General features: G+C 72.6%; 13 protein-coding genes. 9 read left to right on the plus strand and 4 right to left on the minus strand.

What is annotated here, in order from left to right; all coding sequences use genetic code 11:
* Positions 1–167: 167 nt before the first annotated feature.
* Together AB0J40_RS11850 and AB0J40_RS11855 are read left to right on the plus strand one after the other, a co-directional pair.
* The gene (locus AB0J40_RS11850; RefSeq protein WP_364451050.1) at positions 168–1,559 is read left to right on the plus strand and encodes a S28 family serine protease; all 1,392 of its coding nucleotides are present in this window, start codon (positions 168–170) and stop codon (positions 1,557–1,559) included.
* 61 nt (positions 1,560–1,620) lie between these two features.
* On the plus strand, positions 1,621–2,010 hold the full coding sequence (locus AB0J40_RS11855) for a VOC family protein (protein WP_364451052.1): 390 nt from the start codon (positions 1,621–1,623) through the stop codon (positions 2,008–2,010).
* Between the two features lie 234 nt (positions 2,011–2,244).
* Here AB0J40_RS11855 and uvrB read toward each other — a convergent pair whose 3' ends face one another.
* From uvrB to AB0J40_RS11870, 3 genes are read right to left on the minus strand one after another with little or no spacing between them, the layout of a single operon-like run.
* Positions 2,245–4,401 (minus strand): excinuclease ABC subunit UvrB, encoded by a 2,157-nt coding sequence (gene uvrB / locus AB0J40_RS11860; RefSeq protein ID WP_364451054.1) that lies wholly within the window; start codon positions 4,399–4,401, stop codon positions 2,245–2,247.
* 46 nt (positions 4,402–4,447) lie between these two features.
* The gene (locus AB0J40_RS11865; RefSeq protein ID WP_364451057.1) at positions 4,448–5,053 is read right to left on the minus strand and encodes a carboxymuconolactone decarboxylase family protein; all 606 of its coding nucleotides are present in this window, start codon (positions 5,051–5,053) and stop codon (positions 4,448–4,450) included.
* A 12-nt stretch (positions 5,054–5,065) separates the two neighbouring features.
* The gene (locus AB0J40_RS11870) at positions 5,066–6,571 is read right to left on the minus strand and encodes a DUF5685 family protein (protein WP_364451060.1); all 1,506 of its coding nucleotides are present in this window, start codon (positions 6,569–6,571) and stop codon (positions 5,066–5,068) included.
* 100 nt (positions 6,572–6,671) lie between these two features.
* Between AB0J40_RS11870 and AB0J40_RS11875 the strand changes: the two genes are divergently transcribed.
* From AB0J40_RS11875 to AB0J40_RS11905, 7 genes are all read left to right on the plus strand, one after another.
* A complete protein-coding gene (locus tag AB0J40_RS11875) occupies positions 6,672–7,190 on the plus strand; it encodes a DUF402 domain-containing protein (protein ID WP_364451062.1) in 519 nt (172 codons plus the stop codon).
* A gap of 117 nt (positions 7,191–7,307) precedes the next feature.
* On the plus strand, positions 7,308–8,213 hold the full coding sequence (locus AB0J40_RS11880) for an ABC transporter ATP-binding protein (RefSeq protein WP_364451065.1): 906 nt from the start codon (positions 7,308–7,310) through the stop codon (positions 8,211–8,213).
* A gap of 11 nt (positions 8,214–8,224) precedes the next feature.
* Positions 8,225–8,968, plus strand: a complete 744-nt coding sequence (locus AB0J40_RS11885) for an ABC transporter permease (RefSeq protein WP_364451068.1) — start codon at positions 8,225–8,227, stop codon at positions 8,966–8,968.
* Entirely contained in the window at positions 8,959–10,455 is a 1,497-nt protein-coding gene (locus AB0J40_RS11890; RefSeq protein ID WP_364451070.1) for a glycosyltransferase family 39 protein, read from the plus strand. Before AB0J40_RS11885 ends, AB0J40_RS11890 begins: the two co-directional genes overlap by 10 nt.
* 86 nt (positions 10,456–10,541) lie before the next feature.
* On the plus strand, positions 10,542–12,050 hold the full coding sequence (locus tag AB0J40_RS11895) for a glycosyltransferase family 39 protein (RefSeq protein ID WP_364451072.1): 1,509 nt from the start codon (positions 10,542–10,544) through the stop codon (positions 12,048–12,050).
* Positions 12,047–13,318 carry a sensor histidine kinase gene (locus AB0J40_RS11900; protein WP_364451074.1) on the plus strand — a complete coding sequence of 424 codons (1,272 nt, stop codon included), beginning with the start codon at positions 12,047–12,049 and terminating at the stop codon, positions 13,316–13,318. Before AB0J40_RS11895 ends, AB0J40_RS11900 begins: the two co-directional genes overlap by 4 nt.
* Positions 13,315–13,938, plus strand: a complete 624-nt coding sequence (locus tag AB0J40_RS11905) for a response regulator transcription factor (RefSeq protein WP_364451075.1) — start codon at positions 13,315–13,317, stop codon at positions 13,936–13,938. The genes AB0J40_RS11900 and AB0J40_RS11905 overlap by 4 nt, the downstream gene beginning before the upstream one ends.
* Here the strand turns inward: AB0J40_RS11905 and coaE are convergent.
* Positions 13,935–15,119 (minus strand): dephospho-CoA kinase, encoded by a 1,185-nt coding sequence (gene coaE / locus AB0J40_RS11910; protein ID WP_364451078.1) that lies wholly within the window; start codon positions 15,117–15,119, stop codon positions 13,935–13,937. The two genes, AB0J40_RS11905 and coaE, sit on opposite strands and share 4 nt — an antisense overlap.
* Positions 15,120–15,180 lie beyond the last annotated feature (61 nt).

Consider the following 15,180-nt stretch of genomic DNA (forward strand, 5'->3'; position numbering starts at 1 on the left):
GATCACCCGGACAACTCGCACGGTGCCCCCGGCTGCGCACGGAAGGAGACGCGCGCGCCACCCGACGAAAGTCGGAACCTGACCGATTCTGCGCCCGGACAGCCGATTGCCGACCGCGCCCGGTTCTGTGAGGGTCCCACGTGGGATCGAGCCGGGGAGGGTGCTCCATGCGCAGACTGTTCACTGCCGTGGCGGCCGTGCTGATGGTGGCGGGCCTGGCGCCCGCCGCGAGCGCGGCGACCGACATCGAGACCGCGCTGGCGCGGATCCCCGGGTTGACGGTCGTCAAAGAGGATCCGGCGCCGGCCGGGTACCGGTTCTTCGAGCTGACGTTCACCCAGCCCGCCGACCACCGCCACCCCGGCGCGGGCACGTTCGAGCAGCGGTTCACCCTGCTGCACCGCGACTTCGCCGCGCCGACGGTCGCCTTCACCAGCGGCTACAACGTCAGCACCGCGCCGAACCGGTCGGAGCCGACGCAGATCGTCGACGGCAACCAGCTTTCGATGGAGTACCGGTACTTCACGCCGTCGCGGCCCCAGCCGGAGAACTGGGCCAAGCAGCTGACGATCTGGCAGGCCGCCGCGGACGAACACCGCGCGGTGCAGGCGTTCAAGGCGATCTACCCGGGCAAGTGGCTGGCCACCGGCGGCAGCAAGGGCGGCATGACCGCGACGTACTTCCGGCGCTTCTTCCCCGACGACGTCGACGCGACGATCCCGTACGTCGCGCCGAACGACGTGATCGACCCGGTCGACGTCTACAACCGGTTCCTCTCCCGCGTTGGCAACGACCCGGGGTGCCGCGACGCGTTGAAGGCGATCCAGCGGGACGCGCTGAAGCGGCGTGACGAACTGGGCGCGATCGCCGCGGCGGACGCGGCTCGTCGTGGACTGACGTTCTCGATCGTGGGCTCGGCCGACAAGTCGCTCGAGATTTCGGTGATCGACTCGTACTTCGCGTTCTGGCAGTACCAGAAGCAGGCGGACTGCGCGACGGTGCCGGCGCCGGGCGCGCCCGCGGCCGACGTCTACGCCTGGTACGAGAAGGTCGAGAGCCTCAACACCTACTCCGACCAGGACCTGGCGCCGTACATCCCGTACTACTACCAGGCGGCGGTCCAGCTGGGCTCGCCCGAGGCCTACGACGGCTACCTGCGCGACCTGCTGCGCTACCCGGGCGCGGACCAGCCGAAGACGTTCGTGCCGGCGTCGATCCGGCTGCCGCGCTTCGACTACCTGGCGATGCCGGACATCGACTTCTGGGTGAAGTCCCGCGGCACGCGGCTGCTGTTCGTGTACGGCTCGAACGACCCGTGGGGCGCGGAGCCGTTCGAGCTGGGCTTCGGCAGCCGGGATTCGTACCGTTACTACGTGCCGGGCGGCAACCACGGGTCGAAGATCGCCCAGCTGCCCGCGGCCGACGCGGCAGCGGCGACGGCGACGGTCCGGCGCTGGGCCGGCCTGCCGCCCGCCACTGCCTTGTCGGCCCGCAGCGCCCCGGCCGGGTTCCCGGACTTCGACGCGGACCTCACCCTTTCGGAGCGGCCGCGGCTGTGAGTTTCGCCGGGCCGGGCGTAGTCTCACGGCACCGTTGCCGGCCCGGCCCGAGGAGGCGCGCATGCCTCGTCCCGTCCACTTCGAGATCCACGCGGGCGAACCCGAGCGCGCGGTGGCGTTCTATTCGGCGGTGTTCGGCTGGAAGTTCGAGCGCTGGGGCGAGGCGCCCTACTGGGTGATTTCGACGGGCGAGGGCAACGGCATCGACGGCGGCCTGGTCCCGCGCGTCGGCCCGCCACCGGCGGAGTCGGCCCCGGTGCACGGGTACGTGAACACGATCGCGGTAACGGACCTGGACGCGGCGCTCGAATCGGTGAGCGACGCGGGAGGGTCACTGGCGCTGCCGAAGAATCCGGTGCCGGGCGTGGGCTGGCTGGCGTACTGCACGGACACCGAGGGCAACATCTTCGGGATGCTGCAGCCGGACTCGGAAGCGCCGGCGCCGGAGTAGGAAGCGGCTGAGCGGCGCTGGGCTGGGCGCCGCGGCCGGCGGAAAGCGGGCACCCGTTCGGACCTGACCGAGTAGCCCCAGCGGCCCGGCTCGGTCGCCGGAAGCGCGCAACCCGTCTGCGCCAGGATCGCGGCTCGCTTGCCGGCAATCCGGCGGGCCACCCGCGCCGCGGCCCTCTCCTGCACCCTGGCCCTTCCGCCGCTCCCCCCGGCCCCGGCCCTCCCGCGCGGCCGGCTACTTGATGCCGGCCGCGTCCATGCCCCTCAGCTCCTTCTTCAGGTCCGAGATCTCGTCGCGCAGGCGGGCCGCCAGTTCGAACTGCAGGTCGCGGGCCGCCTGCATCATCTGGTCGGTCATCTGCTGGATCAGGTCCGCCAGCTGGGCGCGCGGCATCGCCGACACGTCCTTGTCCACCAGCATCCCCGAGCTGCGCACCCGGTCGCCCTGCTCCGGCTTCTTGCCGCGCGAGGAGTTGCGGCCCGAGCCGCCCACCGAGACCTGCTCGGTGTCCTCCGCCTCGCTGTACACGCGGTCGAGGATGTCCGCGATCTTCTTCCGCAGCGGCTGCGGGTCGACCCCGCGCTCCTTGTTGTAGGCGATCTGCTTCTCGCGGCGGCGGTCCGTCTCCTCGATCGCGTGCTGCATCGAGTCGGTGATCTTGTCCGCGTACATGTGGACTTCGCCCGAGACGTTTCGCGCCGCGCGGCCGATCGTCTGGATCAGCGACGTCCCGCTGCGGAGGAAGCCCTCCTTGTCGGCGTCGAGGATCGCGACCAGCGACACCTCCGGCAGGTCGAGACCCTCGCGCAGCAGGTTGATGCCGACCAGCACGTCGAAGTCGCCCGCCCGCAGCTGCCGCAGCAGCTCGACCCGCCGCAGCGTGTCGACCTCCGAGTGCAGGTAGCGCACCCGGATGCCCAGCTCCAGCAGGTAGTCGGTCAGGTCCTCGGCCATCTTCTTCGTCAGCGTGGTGACCAGGACGCGCTCGTCCTTGTCCGCGCGCTCGCGGATCTCGTGGACCAGGTCGTCGATCTGGCCCTCGGTCGGCTTCACGACCACCTTCGGGTCGACCAGGCCCGTCGGCCGGATGACCTGCTCGACGAACTCGCCGCCCGCCTGGCCCATCTCGTACGGCCCCGGCGTCGCCGACAGGTAGACCGTCTGCCCGATCCGGTCGGAGAACTCCTCCCAGGTCAGCGGCCGGTTGTCCACCGCGCTCGGCAGCCGGAAGCCGTACTCCACCAGGTTCCGCTTCCGGGACATGTCACCCTCGTACATGCCGCCGATCTGCGGGACCGTCTGGTGCGACTCGTCGATCACCAGCAGGAAGTCGTCCGGGAAGTAGTCGATCAGCGTCGCCGGCGCGGAACCCGGCCCGCGGCCGTCGATGTGCCGCGAGTAGTTCTCGATACCGGAGCAGAACCCGACCTGCCGCATCATTTCGATGTCGTAGGCCGTGCGCATCCGCAGCCGCTGCGCCTCCAGCAGCTTGCCCTGCTTCTCCAGCTCCGCCAGGCGCTCTTCGAGCTCCTTTTCGATGCCCTGGATCGCCTTTTCCATCCGCTCCGGGCCCGCGACGTAGTGCGTCGCCGGGAAGATCCGGACCTCGTCGACCTCCTTGACGATGTCCCCGGTCAGCGGGTGCAGGTAGTAGAGCTTCTCGACCTCGTCGCCGAAGAACTCGACGCGGATCGCCAGCTCCTCGTACGCCGGGATGATCTCCACCGTGTCGCCGCGCGCGCGGAACGTGCCGCGCGCGAACGCGATGTCGTTGCGCGTGTACTGCACGTCCACCAGCGCGCGCAGGAAGACGTCCCGGTCGAGCTGCATGCCGACCGAAAGCTTCGACGACCGGTCGAGGTAGGACTGCGGCGTGCCCAGGCCGTAGATGCAGGACACACTGGCGACCACGATGACGTCCCGCCGCGACAACAGGTTCATCGTCGCCGAGTGCCGCAGCCGCTCGACGTCGTCGTTGATCGACGAGTCCTTCTCGATGTAGGTGTCGGTCTGCGCGATGTACGCCTCGGGCTGGTAGTAGTCGTAGTAGCTGACGAAGTACTCGACCGCGTTGTGCGGGAACAGTTCGCGCAGTTCGTTCGCCAGCTGCGCGGCGAGGGTCTTGTTCGGCGCCATCACCAGCGTCGGCCGCTGGACGCGCTCGATCAGCCACGCCGTGGTCGCCGACTTGCCGGTACCGGTGGCGCCCAGCAGCACGACGTCCTTCTCGCCCGCCTTGATCCGGCGTTCGAGCTCGTCGATGGCCGCCGGCTGGTCACCGGCGGGCTGGTAGTCACTGACCACCTCGAAGCGGCCGCCGGTCCGCGGGATCTCCGAGACGGGCCGGAAGTCGGACTGGGCGAGCACGGGGTGTTCGGTTGCGAAAGCCACGTCGACCAGAGTACGACGGCCCACCGACAATTTCCGTCGGCCCTGGTCAGGACGGTCGGAACACCGTGACGGACGTGACTTCGCCGCCGGCCACGGCGCAGTGCAGGACGGCCCCGGGCACCGGGTCGTCCCCGAAGCACGAGACCAGCACCCGGTCCGGGCCGGTCGCCTGGACCTCGGTGCGCGGGAGGGCAGCCAGCACCTCGGCGACCTCCGCCGGGGGTGCCGCGAGGTAGGCCAGGACCACCTCGCGCGGGGCCGGGGGCGGCGGGATCGGCAGGCCGTGGCCTTCGAAGAGACGGTTCAGCTGGTCGGCGGCCGAAACGGCGCGGGGGAAGCCGGCGAACGCGGCCGTCTGGACGACGACTTCGCAGACTTCGGCCGGCGACAGCCCCGAGGCGAGGCCGGTGCGGAGGTGGACGCTCAGCGGCGGCCCCACCATCCCGGCCGCGACGATCGCGGCCAGGGTGGCGGCTTCGCGCGTCCGGCTGTCGAGCGCGGGACGTTCGTGCAGGTGGCCGTAGACGGTGCCGACGGCCAGCTCCCCCAGGGCCGGGATCGTGGCGAACAGCGCGTCGAGCCGTTTGGTGCCGTCTTCGACCAGCTCGGCGAAGTTCTCGCGGCCCCGGTCGTGCAGGTCGTCCATCGTCATCCCGGTCCCCCTTCAGCAGCTGCAGTCGCAACAGGAGCAGCAGTCGCAACACCCGTCACACCCGTCACAGCCGCCGCAGCCTCCGCAGTCGCAGCCGCCGGTCGTGTGGGGTTTCCCGCTCCACGGCCCAGGATAGGGATCGCGGCAGCAGAACTGGCAGGTGCAGCACATGTACGGCGTGAGGGCGCAGCCGAGGAAGAAGTTGCGCTTCTTGGGCGGGACGGCGAACTTCGGGTACCAGAGACCGCCGCCTTTGCCGTCGAGGGGCTCGGGGCCGGAGGAATCGCCGGGGCCTCCAGGACCGCCGGGACCACCGGGACCACCGCCGCCGGGCCCACCCGGACCTCCAGGGCCACCGCCGCCGGGCCCACCCGGGCCTCCTGGCCCGCGACCTCCGGGCCCACCCGGGCCGCCGGGCCCGCGGCCGCCCGGACCGGGAGCGCCGGGCGGGGGAACCGGCCCAGGCGGCGGAAACCCTTGCGGCCGCGGCGAAACACCCCACCCCGGCGGCTGGTGCGGATGCTGCTGCGGGGTCGGACCGGGCCCGATCCACCCCGGCGGCTGGTGCGGATGCTGTTGCGGAGTCGGCCCCGGCCCGATCCACCCCGGCGGCGGTTGCTGCCCGGCGAGGCCGTGCCCGAAGTCCGCGCCATGACCATGCGCCGCGCCATGGCCGAAGGCCCGTCGCACCGCCTGACGCAGCTCGTGCACCAACAACGCGTGCACCAGCTCCGGCTTCGCGAACTCGGCCTCCCGCAACGCCAGCTCCACCCCGAGCACCGCGTCGTCGCACAAGCGCCGCGCCTCGGGCCACGAAGTTCCCGTGACCCGCAACGGGTTCCACGCCCCCGCCGCCGCGTCCTCCGCGTAGTCCTCGACCGCGTCCAGCAAGTGGGCCACCCGCCCGAACAACCGGCCCGCCTCCGCCAGCGGCGCCACATTGCCCGGCCGCCCGGCCAGTTCCGCCGTCCGGGCGAACGCCGCCGACGTCGCCAGCTCCGCCGGTTCCGTCGCCAGCAACGCCGAATCCCCCAGGCCGACCGACCGCTCCAGCACCCCCTGCCGCGCGACCGCCTCCGTCAGCACCGACGTGTCGAACCCGACCCGGCCACCGGTACTGCTCCCCTGCGAAGCCCACCGAGCCGCGACCCGGCGCGCGGCCGAAGCCACCGAGCGGCGGCCGAACGCGCCGTCGCCGTCCTCGACGTGGTCGCCCACCTTCGCCGCCGCCAGCACCAACGACACCGCCGCCGCGAGCTGGGCTCCCTCGCCGCGCGCCACCGATGTCGAGCGCATGCCCCGCAGCGGGCACGGGCCCGCGTCGCGGCGCAGGTCGCCGCGCGCGGTCTGGGCCTCGACCAGCACCGAGATGATCAGCCCGTCGTAGTTGGTGACGACGCGGGCGAACTGCCCGTGCTCGTCGCGCAGCGTCAGGCACAACCCGCACAAGTGCGCCAGCCAGTCCGCGTGCAGGCCTTCGGACAGCCGGTGCCGGCACGGCCTGATGATCCCGAACATCCCCGGTTCCCCTCACTCACAGTCGGCGCACCTTAGCCCGAACGTGTGGCGCGCGCGGCGGGTATACGCGATTCGTGACCCGCCCGGCAGGATGAGCGCCATGGCCGCACTGCACCCCCCGAAGGTCGAGGTCTTCGACCCCGCCGCGCGCGCGAACATCGACCCGAAGGGCATCCGGCGGGAGGTCGAGGAGTACCGCGAGGAACCCTTCGGCCTGTACCTGGCCCGCCCGACGCCGGGTCGCGCCCAGTTCCACTACCTCGAGTCGTGGCTGGTGCCCCGGCTCGGCCTGCGGCTCACCGACTTCTGGTTCTCCCCCGGCCACGAACGCGACCAGGACTTCTACCTCGACGTCGTCCGCGTCCGCCGCGACGGCCCCCGCTGGATCGCCACCGACCTCTACGTCGACATCGTGCTCAAGGACAAGCTGTCGCTGCGGGTGATCGACACCGACGAGCTCCTCGAGGCCCACGCCGCCGGCCTGGTCACCGCCGAAGACGCGCGGTTCGCGCTGGAAACCACCTACGCGGCGGTCGAAGGGCTGGCCGCGCACGGCTACGACCTCACCGCCTGGCTGTCCACGAAGGACATCGCGCTCACCTGGCGCCGCCACCCCTAGGGGGCGCCGCATCCTCCGAACGATGGATGCGGGGTGGATCGTTCTGATGACGCGCCGCACCGCTCCGTCGCGGGATTCTCGAACCGTCGGAAACGGATCGAGAAGGGGGACGGCGGCATGCCGGTCATCGAGGTCGAGCACCTCCACAAGCGGTACGGGGACAAAGTCGCGGTCGACGACGTCTCGTTCGCCGTCGAGCGCGGGGAGATCTTCGGGATCCTCGGCCCGAACGGCGCGGGCAAGACCACGACCGTCGAGTGCCTGGAGGGCCTCCGCACACCCGACGGCGGCGAACTTTCGGTGCTGGGCCTCGACCCGCGCCGCGACCGCGCAGAGCTGCGCCAGCGCGTCGGCGTCCAGCTCCAGGAGGGCAGGCTGCAGGACAAGCTGCGGGTCGGCGAGCTGCTCGACCTCTACGCCGCCTTCTACCGGGCACCGGCGGATCCGGCCGACCTGCTGGCCACGCTCGGCCTGACCGAGCACCGGAACACCGCGTACAAGAAGCTCTCCGGCGGGCAGCAGCAACGGCTGTCCATCGCGCTCGCGCTGGTCGGGAGCCCGGAGCTGGCGGTGCTCGACGAGCTCACCACCGGCCTCGACCCGCAGGCCCGCCGCGACACGTGGGGGCTGATCGAGACCGTGCGCGACCGGGGCGTGACGATCCTGCTGGTCACGCACTTCATGGAGGAGGCCGAACGGCTCTGCGACCGGATCGCGGTGATCGACGCCGGCCGGGTCGTCGCCGTCGACTCGCCCGCCGGGCTGGTCGCCCGGGTCACCGACGAGCAGGTCGTGCGGTTCCGGCCGTCGGCGCCGCTGGACCCCGGTGTGCTCGAAGCACTGCCCGAGGTCCGCGCGGTCGAGCGGCGGGGAGACCGCCTCGTCGTCCGCGGCGGCGGGAACGTGCTCCACGCGGTGACGTCGCTGCTCGCGCGGCACGGCGTGCTCGCCGGTGACCTGCGCGTCGACCAGGCCGGCCTCGACGACGCCTTCGTCGCGCTCACCGGCCACCGGCCGGACTGAAGGGGGAAACCATGTCCGTCCTGACCAAGCTGACCGCCGCCGAAGCCAAGGTGTTCCTGCGCGACCCGGGCGCACCCGCGATCGTCGTCGGCATCCCGCTCGCCCTGCTGCTGGTGTTCGGGCTGATGCCGGGCGCGAACGAACCGGACCCGAAGTACGGCGGCCACAGCGCGCTGGCCACGGTGATCGCGCCGATGGCCGTCACGATCCTGCTGGCCATGCTGGCACTGACGCACTTCCCGAACGTCATGGGCACCTACCGGGAAAAGGGCCTGTTGAAGCGGCTTTCCGCGAGCCCGGTGCGGCCCGGCCTGCTGCTCGCCGCGCAGCTGCTGGTCAACCTGGCGGCCGCCGTCGTCGTGGTCCTGCTCATCGCCGGGGTCGGCGGGCTCGCGCTCGGCATCCCCTTGCCCGGCAACCCGGGTGGGTTCCTGCTTTCCCTCGTGCTCGGAGCGCTCGCGCTCTTCTCGGTCGGCCTGCTCGTGGCCGCGCTGGTGCCGACCGGACGGGCGGCAAGTGGCATCGGCAGCGCGGTGTTCTTCCCGATGCTGGCCCTCGGCGGGGTCTGGGTGCCGAAGGAGCGGCTGCCGGTCTTCCTCCAGCACGTCGCCGACGTCCTGCCGCTCGGGTCGACGCTCAACGCGCTGCGCGCCACCTGGGCCGGCGACGCCCCCGAGCTGCTGCAGCTCGGCGCCATGGCGGTGTTCGCCGTCGCCGGCACGACGATCGCAGCGCGGGTGTTCCGATGGGAGTGACGACCGCACCCGCCCCGGCCGTCGTCCGGCCGTTCGCGGTCAAGCCGGTGGCGGTGGTGACGGCGCTGATGGCGATCCCGTTGCTGTTGACGGCGAACCGCTACGGCTACTTCGGCGACGAGCTGTACTTCCTGGCCGCCGGACGCCACCTGGCGTGGGGTTATGTCGACCAGCCCCCGCTGCTTCCGTTGCTGGCCAAGGCGATGGACGCGCTCGGGCAGTCGCCGGTCGTGCTGCGGATCCCGGCGATGCTGGCCGTGCTCGCCGGGGTCGCGCTCACCGCGCTGATCGCCCGGGAGCTGGGCGGCGGCGCGAAGGCCCAGGCGATCGCGGCCGCCGCTTTCGCCGTCTCGACGGAGTTCCTGGCGGGCGGGCACTACCTGGCGACGTCCACTGTGGACCCGTTCCTCTGGACGCTGGTGCTGTGGCTGCTGGTCCGCTGGCTGCGCACCCGCGCCGACGGCCTGCTCGTCTGGACCGGCGTGGTGACGGCGGTGGCGCTGTACACGAAGTTCCTCATCGGCGGTTTCTGGCTCGCCGCCGGGGTCGCGATCCTCGTCTGCGGGCCCCGGGAACTGCTCCGGCGTCCGGCGTTGTGGGCCGGCGCGGCGATCGCCGTGGTGGCGCTGGTGCCGACGCTGCTCTGGCAGGCCGCGCACGGCTGGCCGCAGCTGGGCATGGGCGCCGCGATCTCGGCGGAGGTCGGCGGCACGTGGGGCGGCAGGCTGACGTTCCTGCCGACGGCGGTGCTCGTCGCCGGGCTGCCGGTCGGCGCGGTCCTGCTGGGCTACGGCCTGTGGCGGCTCCTGCGCAGCCGCGAACTCCGTTTCCTCGGCTGGACGACCGTGCTGCTGACCGTCGTGTTCATCGCCGTGAACGGGCGGTTCTACTACGTCGCCGGGATGTACCCGCTGTGCTGGGCGGTGGCCGCCGTCGCGCTCGAGCGCCGGGAGCCGGCGCGCTGGTGGCGGTGGGTCGCGACCTGGCCGTGCTACGCGCTGGCCGCGGTGCTCGTCGTGCCGATCGCGCTGCCGGTCTGGCCGCGGGCGTGGCTGACCGAGCACCCGTATCTGCCGAGCCCGCTGTTCGCCTTCGCCGAGATCGGCTGGCCGGAGGGCGCGCGCTCGGTGGCGGGCGCGTTCGCGCGGCTGCCCGACCGGGACCGGACCGCGGTGGTGACCGAGACGTACTGGGAGGCGAGCGCGCTCGACCGCTACGGCCGCGACCTCGGCCTTCCCGAGCCGGCCAGCGGAAACCGCGGCTACGCGACCCTGGTCGTGCCGCCGGAAAGCACGACCGGCGTGCTGTTCGTCGGCGCGGATCCGCGGCCGCTGCTCGGGCACTTCGCCGACCTGCGGCCGATCGGCGAGGTGGACACCGGTGCGGCGAAGCCGAGTTCCTTCGACGGGGTGCCGTTGTGGCTGGCGACCGGCCGCGTCGAGCCGTGGTCCGAGCTGTGGCCGAAGCTGGTGAACACGCACACATGAGCCCGGCGTCACCATCCGCGCGGTGGCGGCCGGCGCCCCCACGTAGGGTGCGGGAAGGACCGGCGCCGACCACGGACAGGAGCACGATGGACGCCGTAGCCACGGCACCCGACCAGGCGAAAGCCGACCTCGCCCCCTTCGCCCGGCTGCCGGTCGCGCTGCTGGCGCTGGGCACGGCCACCGCGTTGCTGCTGACGGCGGGCCGCTACGGCTACTTCGGCGACGAGCTGTACTTCCTCGCCGCCGGCAAGCACCTGGCCTGGGGCTACGCCGACCAGCCGCCGCTGGTTCCCTTCCTCGCGTGGGCGATGAACAGCCTGGCGCCCGGCTCGCTCGTCGTCTTCCGGCTGCCGGCGATCGCCGCGACCGCGGCCGGCGTCATCGTCACCGCGCTGATCGCGCGCGAGCTGGGTGGGCGGCGCAAGGCGCAGGCGCGGGCCGCGGCGGCGTACGCGATCTGCGGGCAGTTCGTCGGCAGCGGCCACTACCTGGCGACGTCGACGATCGACCCGCTGCTGTGGACGCTCGTGCTGTGGCTGCTGGTGCGCTGGGTCCGCACCCGCGATGACAAGCTGCTGGTGTGGCTCGGCGTCGTGACGGCGGTGGCGCTCAACGACAAGCTGCTCATCGGCGCGTTCTGGGTGGTGGCCGGGCTCGCGGTGCTCGCGTTCGGCCCGCGGGAGCTGCTGCGGCGGCCGAAACTCTGGCTGGGCGCGCTGATCGCCGCCGGTTCGCTGGTGCCGACGCTGCTGTGGCAGCGAGCGAACGGCTGGCCGCAGCTCGGGATGGGCGACGCGGTCGGCGCCGAGGTCGACGCGGCGGGTGGGCGCGGGAGCTTCGTCCCGCAACTGCTGGCCGGGGCCGGCTGGGTGATCGGCGCGCTCGGCGTCCTCTACGGCGTCGCCGTGCTGGTCGGGAGCAAACGGCTGCGGCCGTACCGGTTCCTCGGCTGGACGGCGCTGGGCGTCGTCGCGGTCTTCCTGGTCGCCAACGGGCGGTACTACTACGCGGCCGGGATGTTCGGCGTGCTGTGGGCCGCGGCGGCCGTGCACTTCGAGGCGCTCGAACCGTCCCGCTGGTGGCGGTGGGTGCCGACGTGGCCGGTGTTCGTGCTGTCGGCCCTGTTCAGTCTCCCGTTCACGCTGCCGGTCTGGCCGGCGCACTGGCTGGCCGACCACCCGGCCGCGCCGCGGCCCGCCTACGCGGCCGAGGAGATCGGCTGGCCGGACCTCGCCGACGACGTCGCCGAGCTGTACCGGACCGCGCCGCCGGGCACGGCGATCGTGACCGGCGGCTACTGGCAGGCGGGCGCGCTCGGCCGGTACGGGCCCGAGCGCGGGCTGCCCGAGGCGTACAGCCCGAGCCGCGGCTTCTGGTACTTCGGCCGTCCGGCCGACAACGCCGATACCGTGCTCTTCGTCGGCTACGACCCCTCGAAGCTCGCGAAGTACTTCGGGGATACGCGCATCGTCGGCCAGGTCGGCAACCGGCTCGGCGTCCGCAACGCGAGCGAACACATGCCCGTCTGGCAGCTCTCCGGCCGGACCGCGGGCTGGGCCGAGATCTGGCCTCGGCTCAAGGACATGAGAGCGTGAGCTTCCACGTCGACTGGAGCCGGTCGCTGTGGCCGCCGCTCTCGTCGCGGACCCCGAGCGGCTGGCAGCCGTGGCTGAACCGCGTCGAGCGGTACGTGCCGGGGCTGCTGCTCGGCGTCGCGACGCTGGTCAGCCTCGGCGTCGGCGGGCACGACGGCCGCTGGTGGGCGCTCACCGGCGCCCTGGTCGCCGCGGCCGCGCTCTGGGTGCTCGGCACGGTGGTCCTCGCGCCGGTGCGGCTCCGCGAGCAGCCCGCCTTCGCCCTGCTCACGTTCGTGGGCGTCGTCGGGCTGGGCAGCGTCCTCGAGGTCCGTGACGTCACGTACGTCATCTTCATGATCTACGCGTTCCTGGCCGCCATGCGGCTGCGGCCCACGTGGCTCGCCTTCACCGCACTGGCGGTGACCTCGCTGCTGATCAACACGCTCGGCAACGGCGGTCCCGTGCACGCCCTGCGGGAGCGGCCGGGCGTCTGGATCACGATCATCGTCGTGCAGACCGCGGCCATCGGGGGCGGCGGGCTGCTGTCGGCGGCGGTCGCCCGCCAGAACGAGGAACGCCGGCGGATGCTCGACGAGCTGGCCGCGGCCCAGGCGGAAAACGAAGGCCTGCAACGGCAGCTGCTCAGCCAGGCCCGCGAAGCGGGGATCCTCGACGAGCGGCAGCGGCTGGCGCAGGAGATCCACGACACCCTGGCGCAGGGTTTCACCGGCATCATCACGCAGCTCGAAGCCGCCGCACTGGCCAAGGACGAGCCGGCGGAATGGCAGCGCCACCTGGACTCCGCGACCGCGCTCGCCCGGGAGAACCTCACCGCCGCCCGGCGTTCGGTGCACGCCCTGCACCCCGAGCACCTGGACTCCGCGACGCTGCCCGAGGCGCTCGGCGGGGTCGCGGCGCGGTGGAGCGCGCGGACCGGCGTGCCCGCCGCGGTCACCACCACCGGCGTCCCGCGGCCGCTGCACCCGGAAATCGAGTCGACCGTCCTGCGCGTCACCCAGGAAGCTCTGTCCAATGTGGACAAGCACGCCGCGGCGGCCCGGGTCGGCCTCACCTTGTCCTACATGGACGACGAAGTGACCCTGGACGTCCGCGACGACGGCGCGGGGTTCGTCCCCGGACCCGGCCCCGGGTTCGGGCTGCCCGGGATGCGGCGCCGGGTCCAGCGGCTCGCCGGTACGCTGCACGTGGAGTCCGAACCCGGCGGCGGCACCGCGATCTCGGCCGTCCTGCCCGCCGTCCCCGCCCCGCCGGAGGCTTCCGCATGACGATCACCGTGCTCATCGCCGACGACCACCCCGTCGTCCGCGACGGCCTGCGCGGCATCTTCACCCACCGCGGCTTCGAGGTCGTCGGCGAGGCCGCGAACGGCGCCGAAGCCGTCGTGCTGGCCGAGCGGTTGCGCCCCGACGTCGTGCTGATGGACCTGCGGATGCCGGGCACCGACGGCGTCGCGGCGATCACCGAGCTGGCCCGGCTGGGCAACCCGGCGCGGGTCCTCGTGCTCACGACGTACGACACGGACTCCGACGTCCTGCCCGCCGTCGAGGCGGGCGCGACGGGCTACCTGTTGAAGGACGCCCCGCGCGAGGACCTGTTCCGCGCGGTCGAGGCCGCCGCCCGCGGCGAGGCGGTGCTCTCCCCCGCCGTCGCGAGCCGGCTGCTGGGCCGGATGCGCGAGCCGGCGCGGGAACCGCTGTCGCAGCGCGAACTCGAGGTGCTCACCCTGGTGGCCCGCGGCTCGACGAACAAGGAAGCGGCGAAGAAGCTGTTCATCAGCGAGGCGACGGTCAAGACGCACCTAATCCACGTCTACGCGAAGCTCGGCGTCAACGACCGCGCGGCCGCGGTGGCGGTCGCCTTCGAACGCGGGCTGCTCGGCTCCTAGGGTGTCCAGCCGGTGGTCGCGGCCCACTTCTCCGCGCGGGCGAAGACACCGTTGACGAACTCCTGCTTCTCGTCGGCGTAGGCGGCGACGTTGCCGTCCTCGGCGTGCGCATCGGCGAGGCGAAGCTTGACGTCGCGGTAGTCGTCGCGCTCGGCCGGGTTCGCGCGCAGGTAGTCGCGGAAGAGCAGCGCGAGCCGCCAGGCGGGCGTCTCCTCGGACCGGACGTGCAGGTTCACCGCGCGCTTCGGGTCGGCGCCGACATGCAGGCGCTTCGGCCACGTCCCGGTGCCGTCCTGGGCGTCGTCGCACCAGTCGCCGTCCAGCCGCGGGAACCCCGCGTCGGACAGCAGTTCCGCCAGCGTGTCGGCGTCGTCCAAAGTGGACACCGTGAGCTGCAGGTCGAGGACGTCCTTGGCGGGCAGGCCGGGTACGGCGGTCGAGCCGATGTGGTCGGCACGGCGCGCCAGCTCCCCCGCCGCGGCGCGGACCCGGGCGAGCACCCGTTCGCCCTGCGCGGGCCAGGTGAGGTCGTACTCGGCGATCTTCGGGGAGACCGGCGGGCGAGGCTTGCGGAGCCGGACGTTCGCCTCGAACGGCACCAGCCGGTCGGCCCACAGCGCGTCGACGTCGAGGAGCACGGCGTCTTCCGGACCACCGTTGTCCAGCCAGACGTCGGCGACGGCGCGGCGCTGCTCGTCGCTCGCCTGGGCGCGGATCCGGGCCCGCGCGTCGTCCTCGGCCATGCCGCGTGCCGTCACCAGCCGCCGGACCCGGACCTCGACGGGTGCGTCGACGACCACGACCAGGTGGTACGCCGCGGCGAGGCCGTTTTCGACCAGGAGCGGGATGTCGTGGACGATGACGGCGTCCGGCGCGGCGGCGGCCATCAGCTCGCCGGTGCGGGCGCCGACCAGCGGGTGCACGATCGCGTTCAGCCGGCGGCGCGACTCGTCGTCGGCGAACGCCTTGGCGGCGAGGGCGGGCCGGTCGAGCGAGCCGTCCGCGGCGAGGATCTCCTCGCCGAACTCCTCGGCGAGCCGGGCGAGCCCCTCGGTGCCGGGCGCGACCACCTCGCGGGCGATCCGGTCGGAGTCGATCAGCACGGCGCCGTGCTCGGCGAGCCGGTTCGCCACGGTCGACTTGCCTGCCCCGATGCCACCGGTCAACCCCACACGCAACATGCCGATCACCCTAGTCAGGCGTCTCGGGTGGGCCGTCCGTGCGCCCATTCGTGTGACAGCG

Origin of the sequence: Amycolatopsis sp. NPDC049691, from assembly GCF_040675005.1 — a bacterium.
Classification (GTDB): Bacteria; Actinomycetota; Actinomycetes; order Mycobacteriales; family Pseudonocardiaceae; genus Amycolatopsis.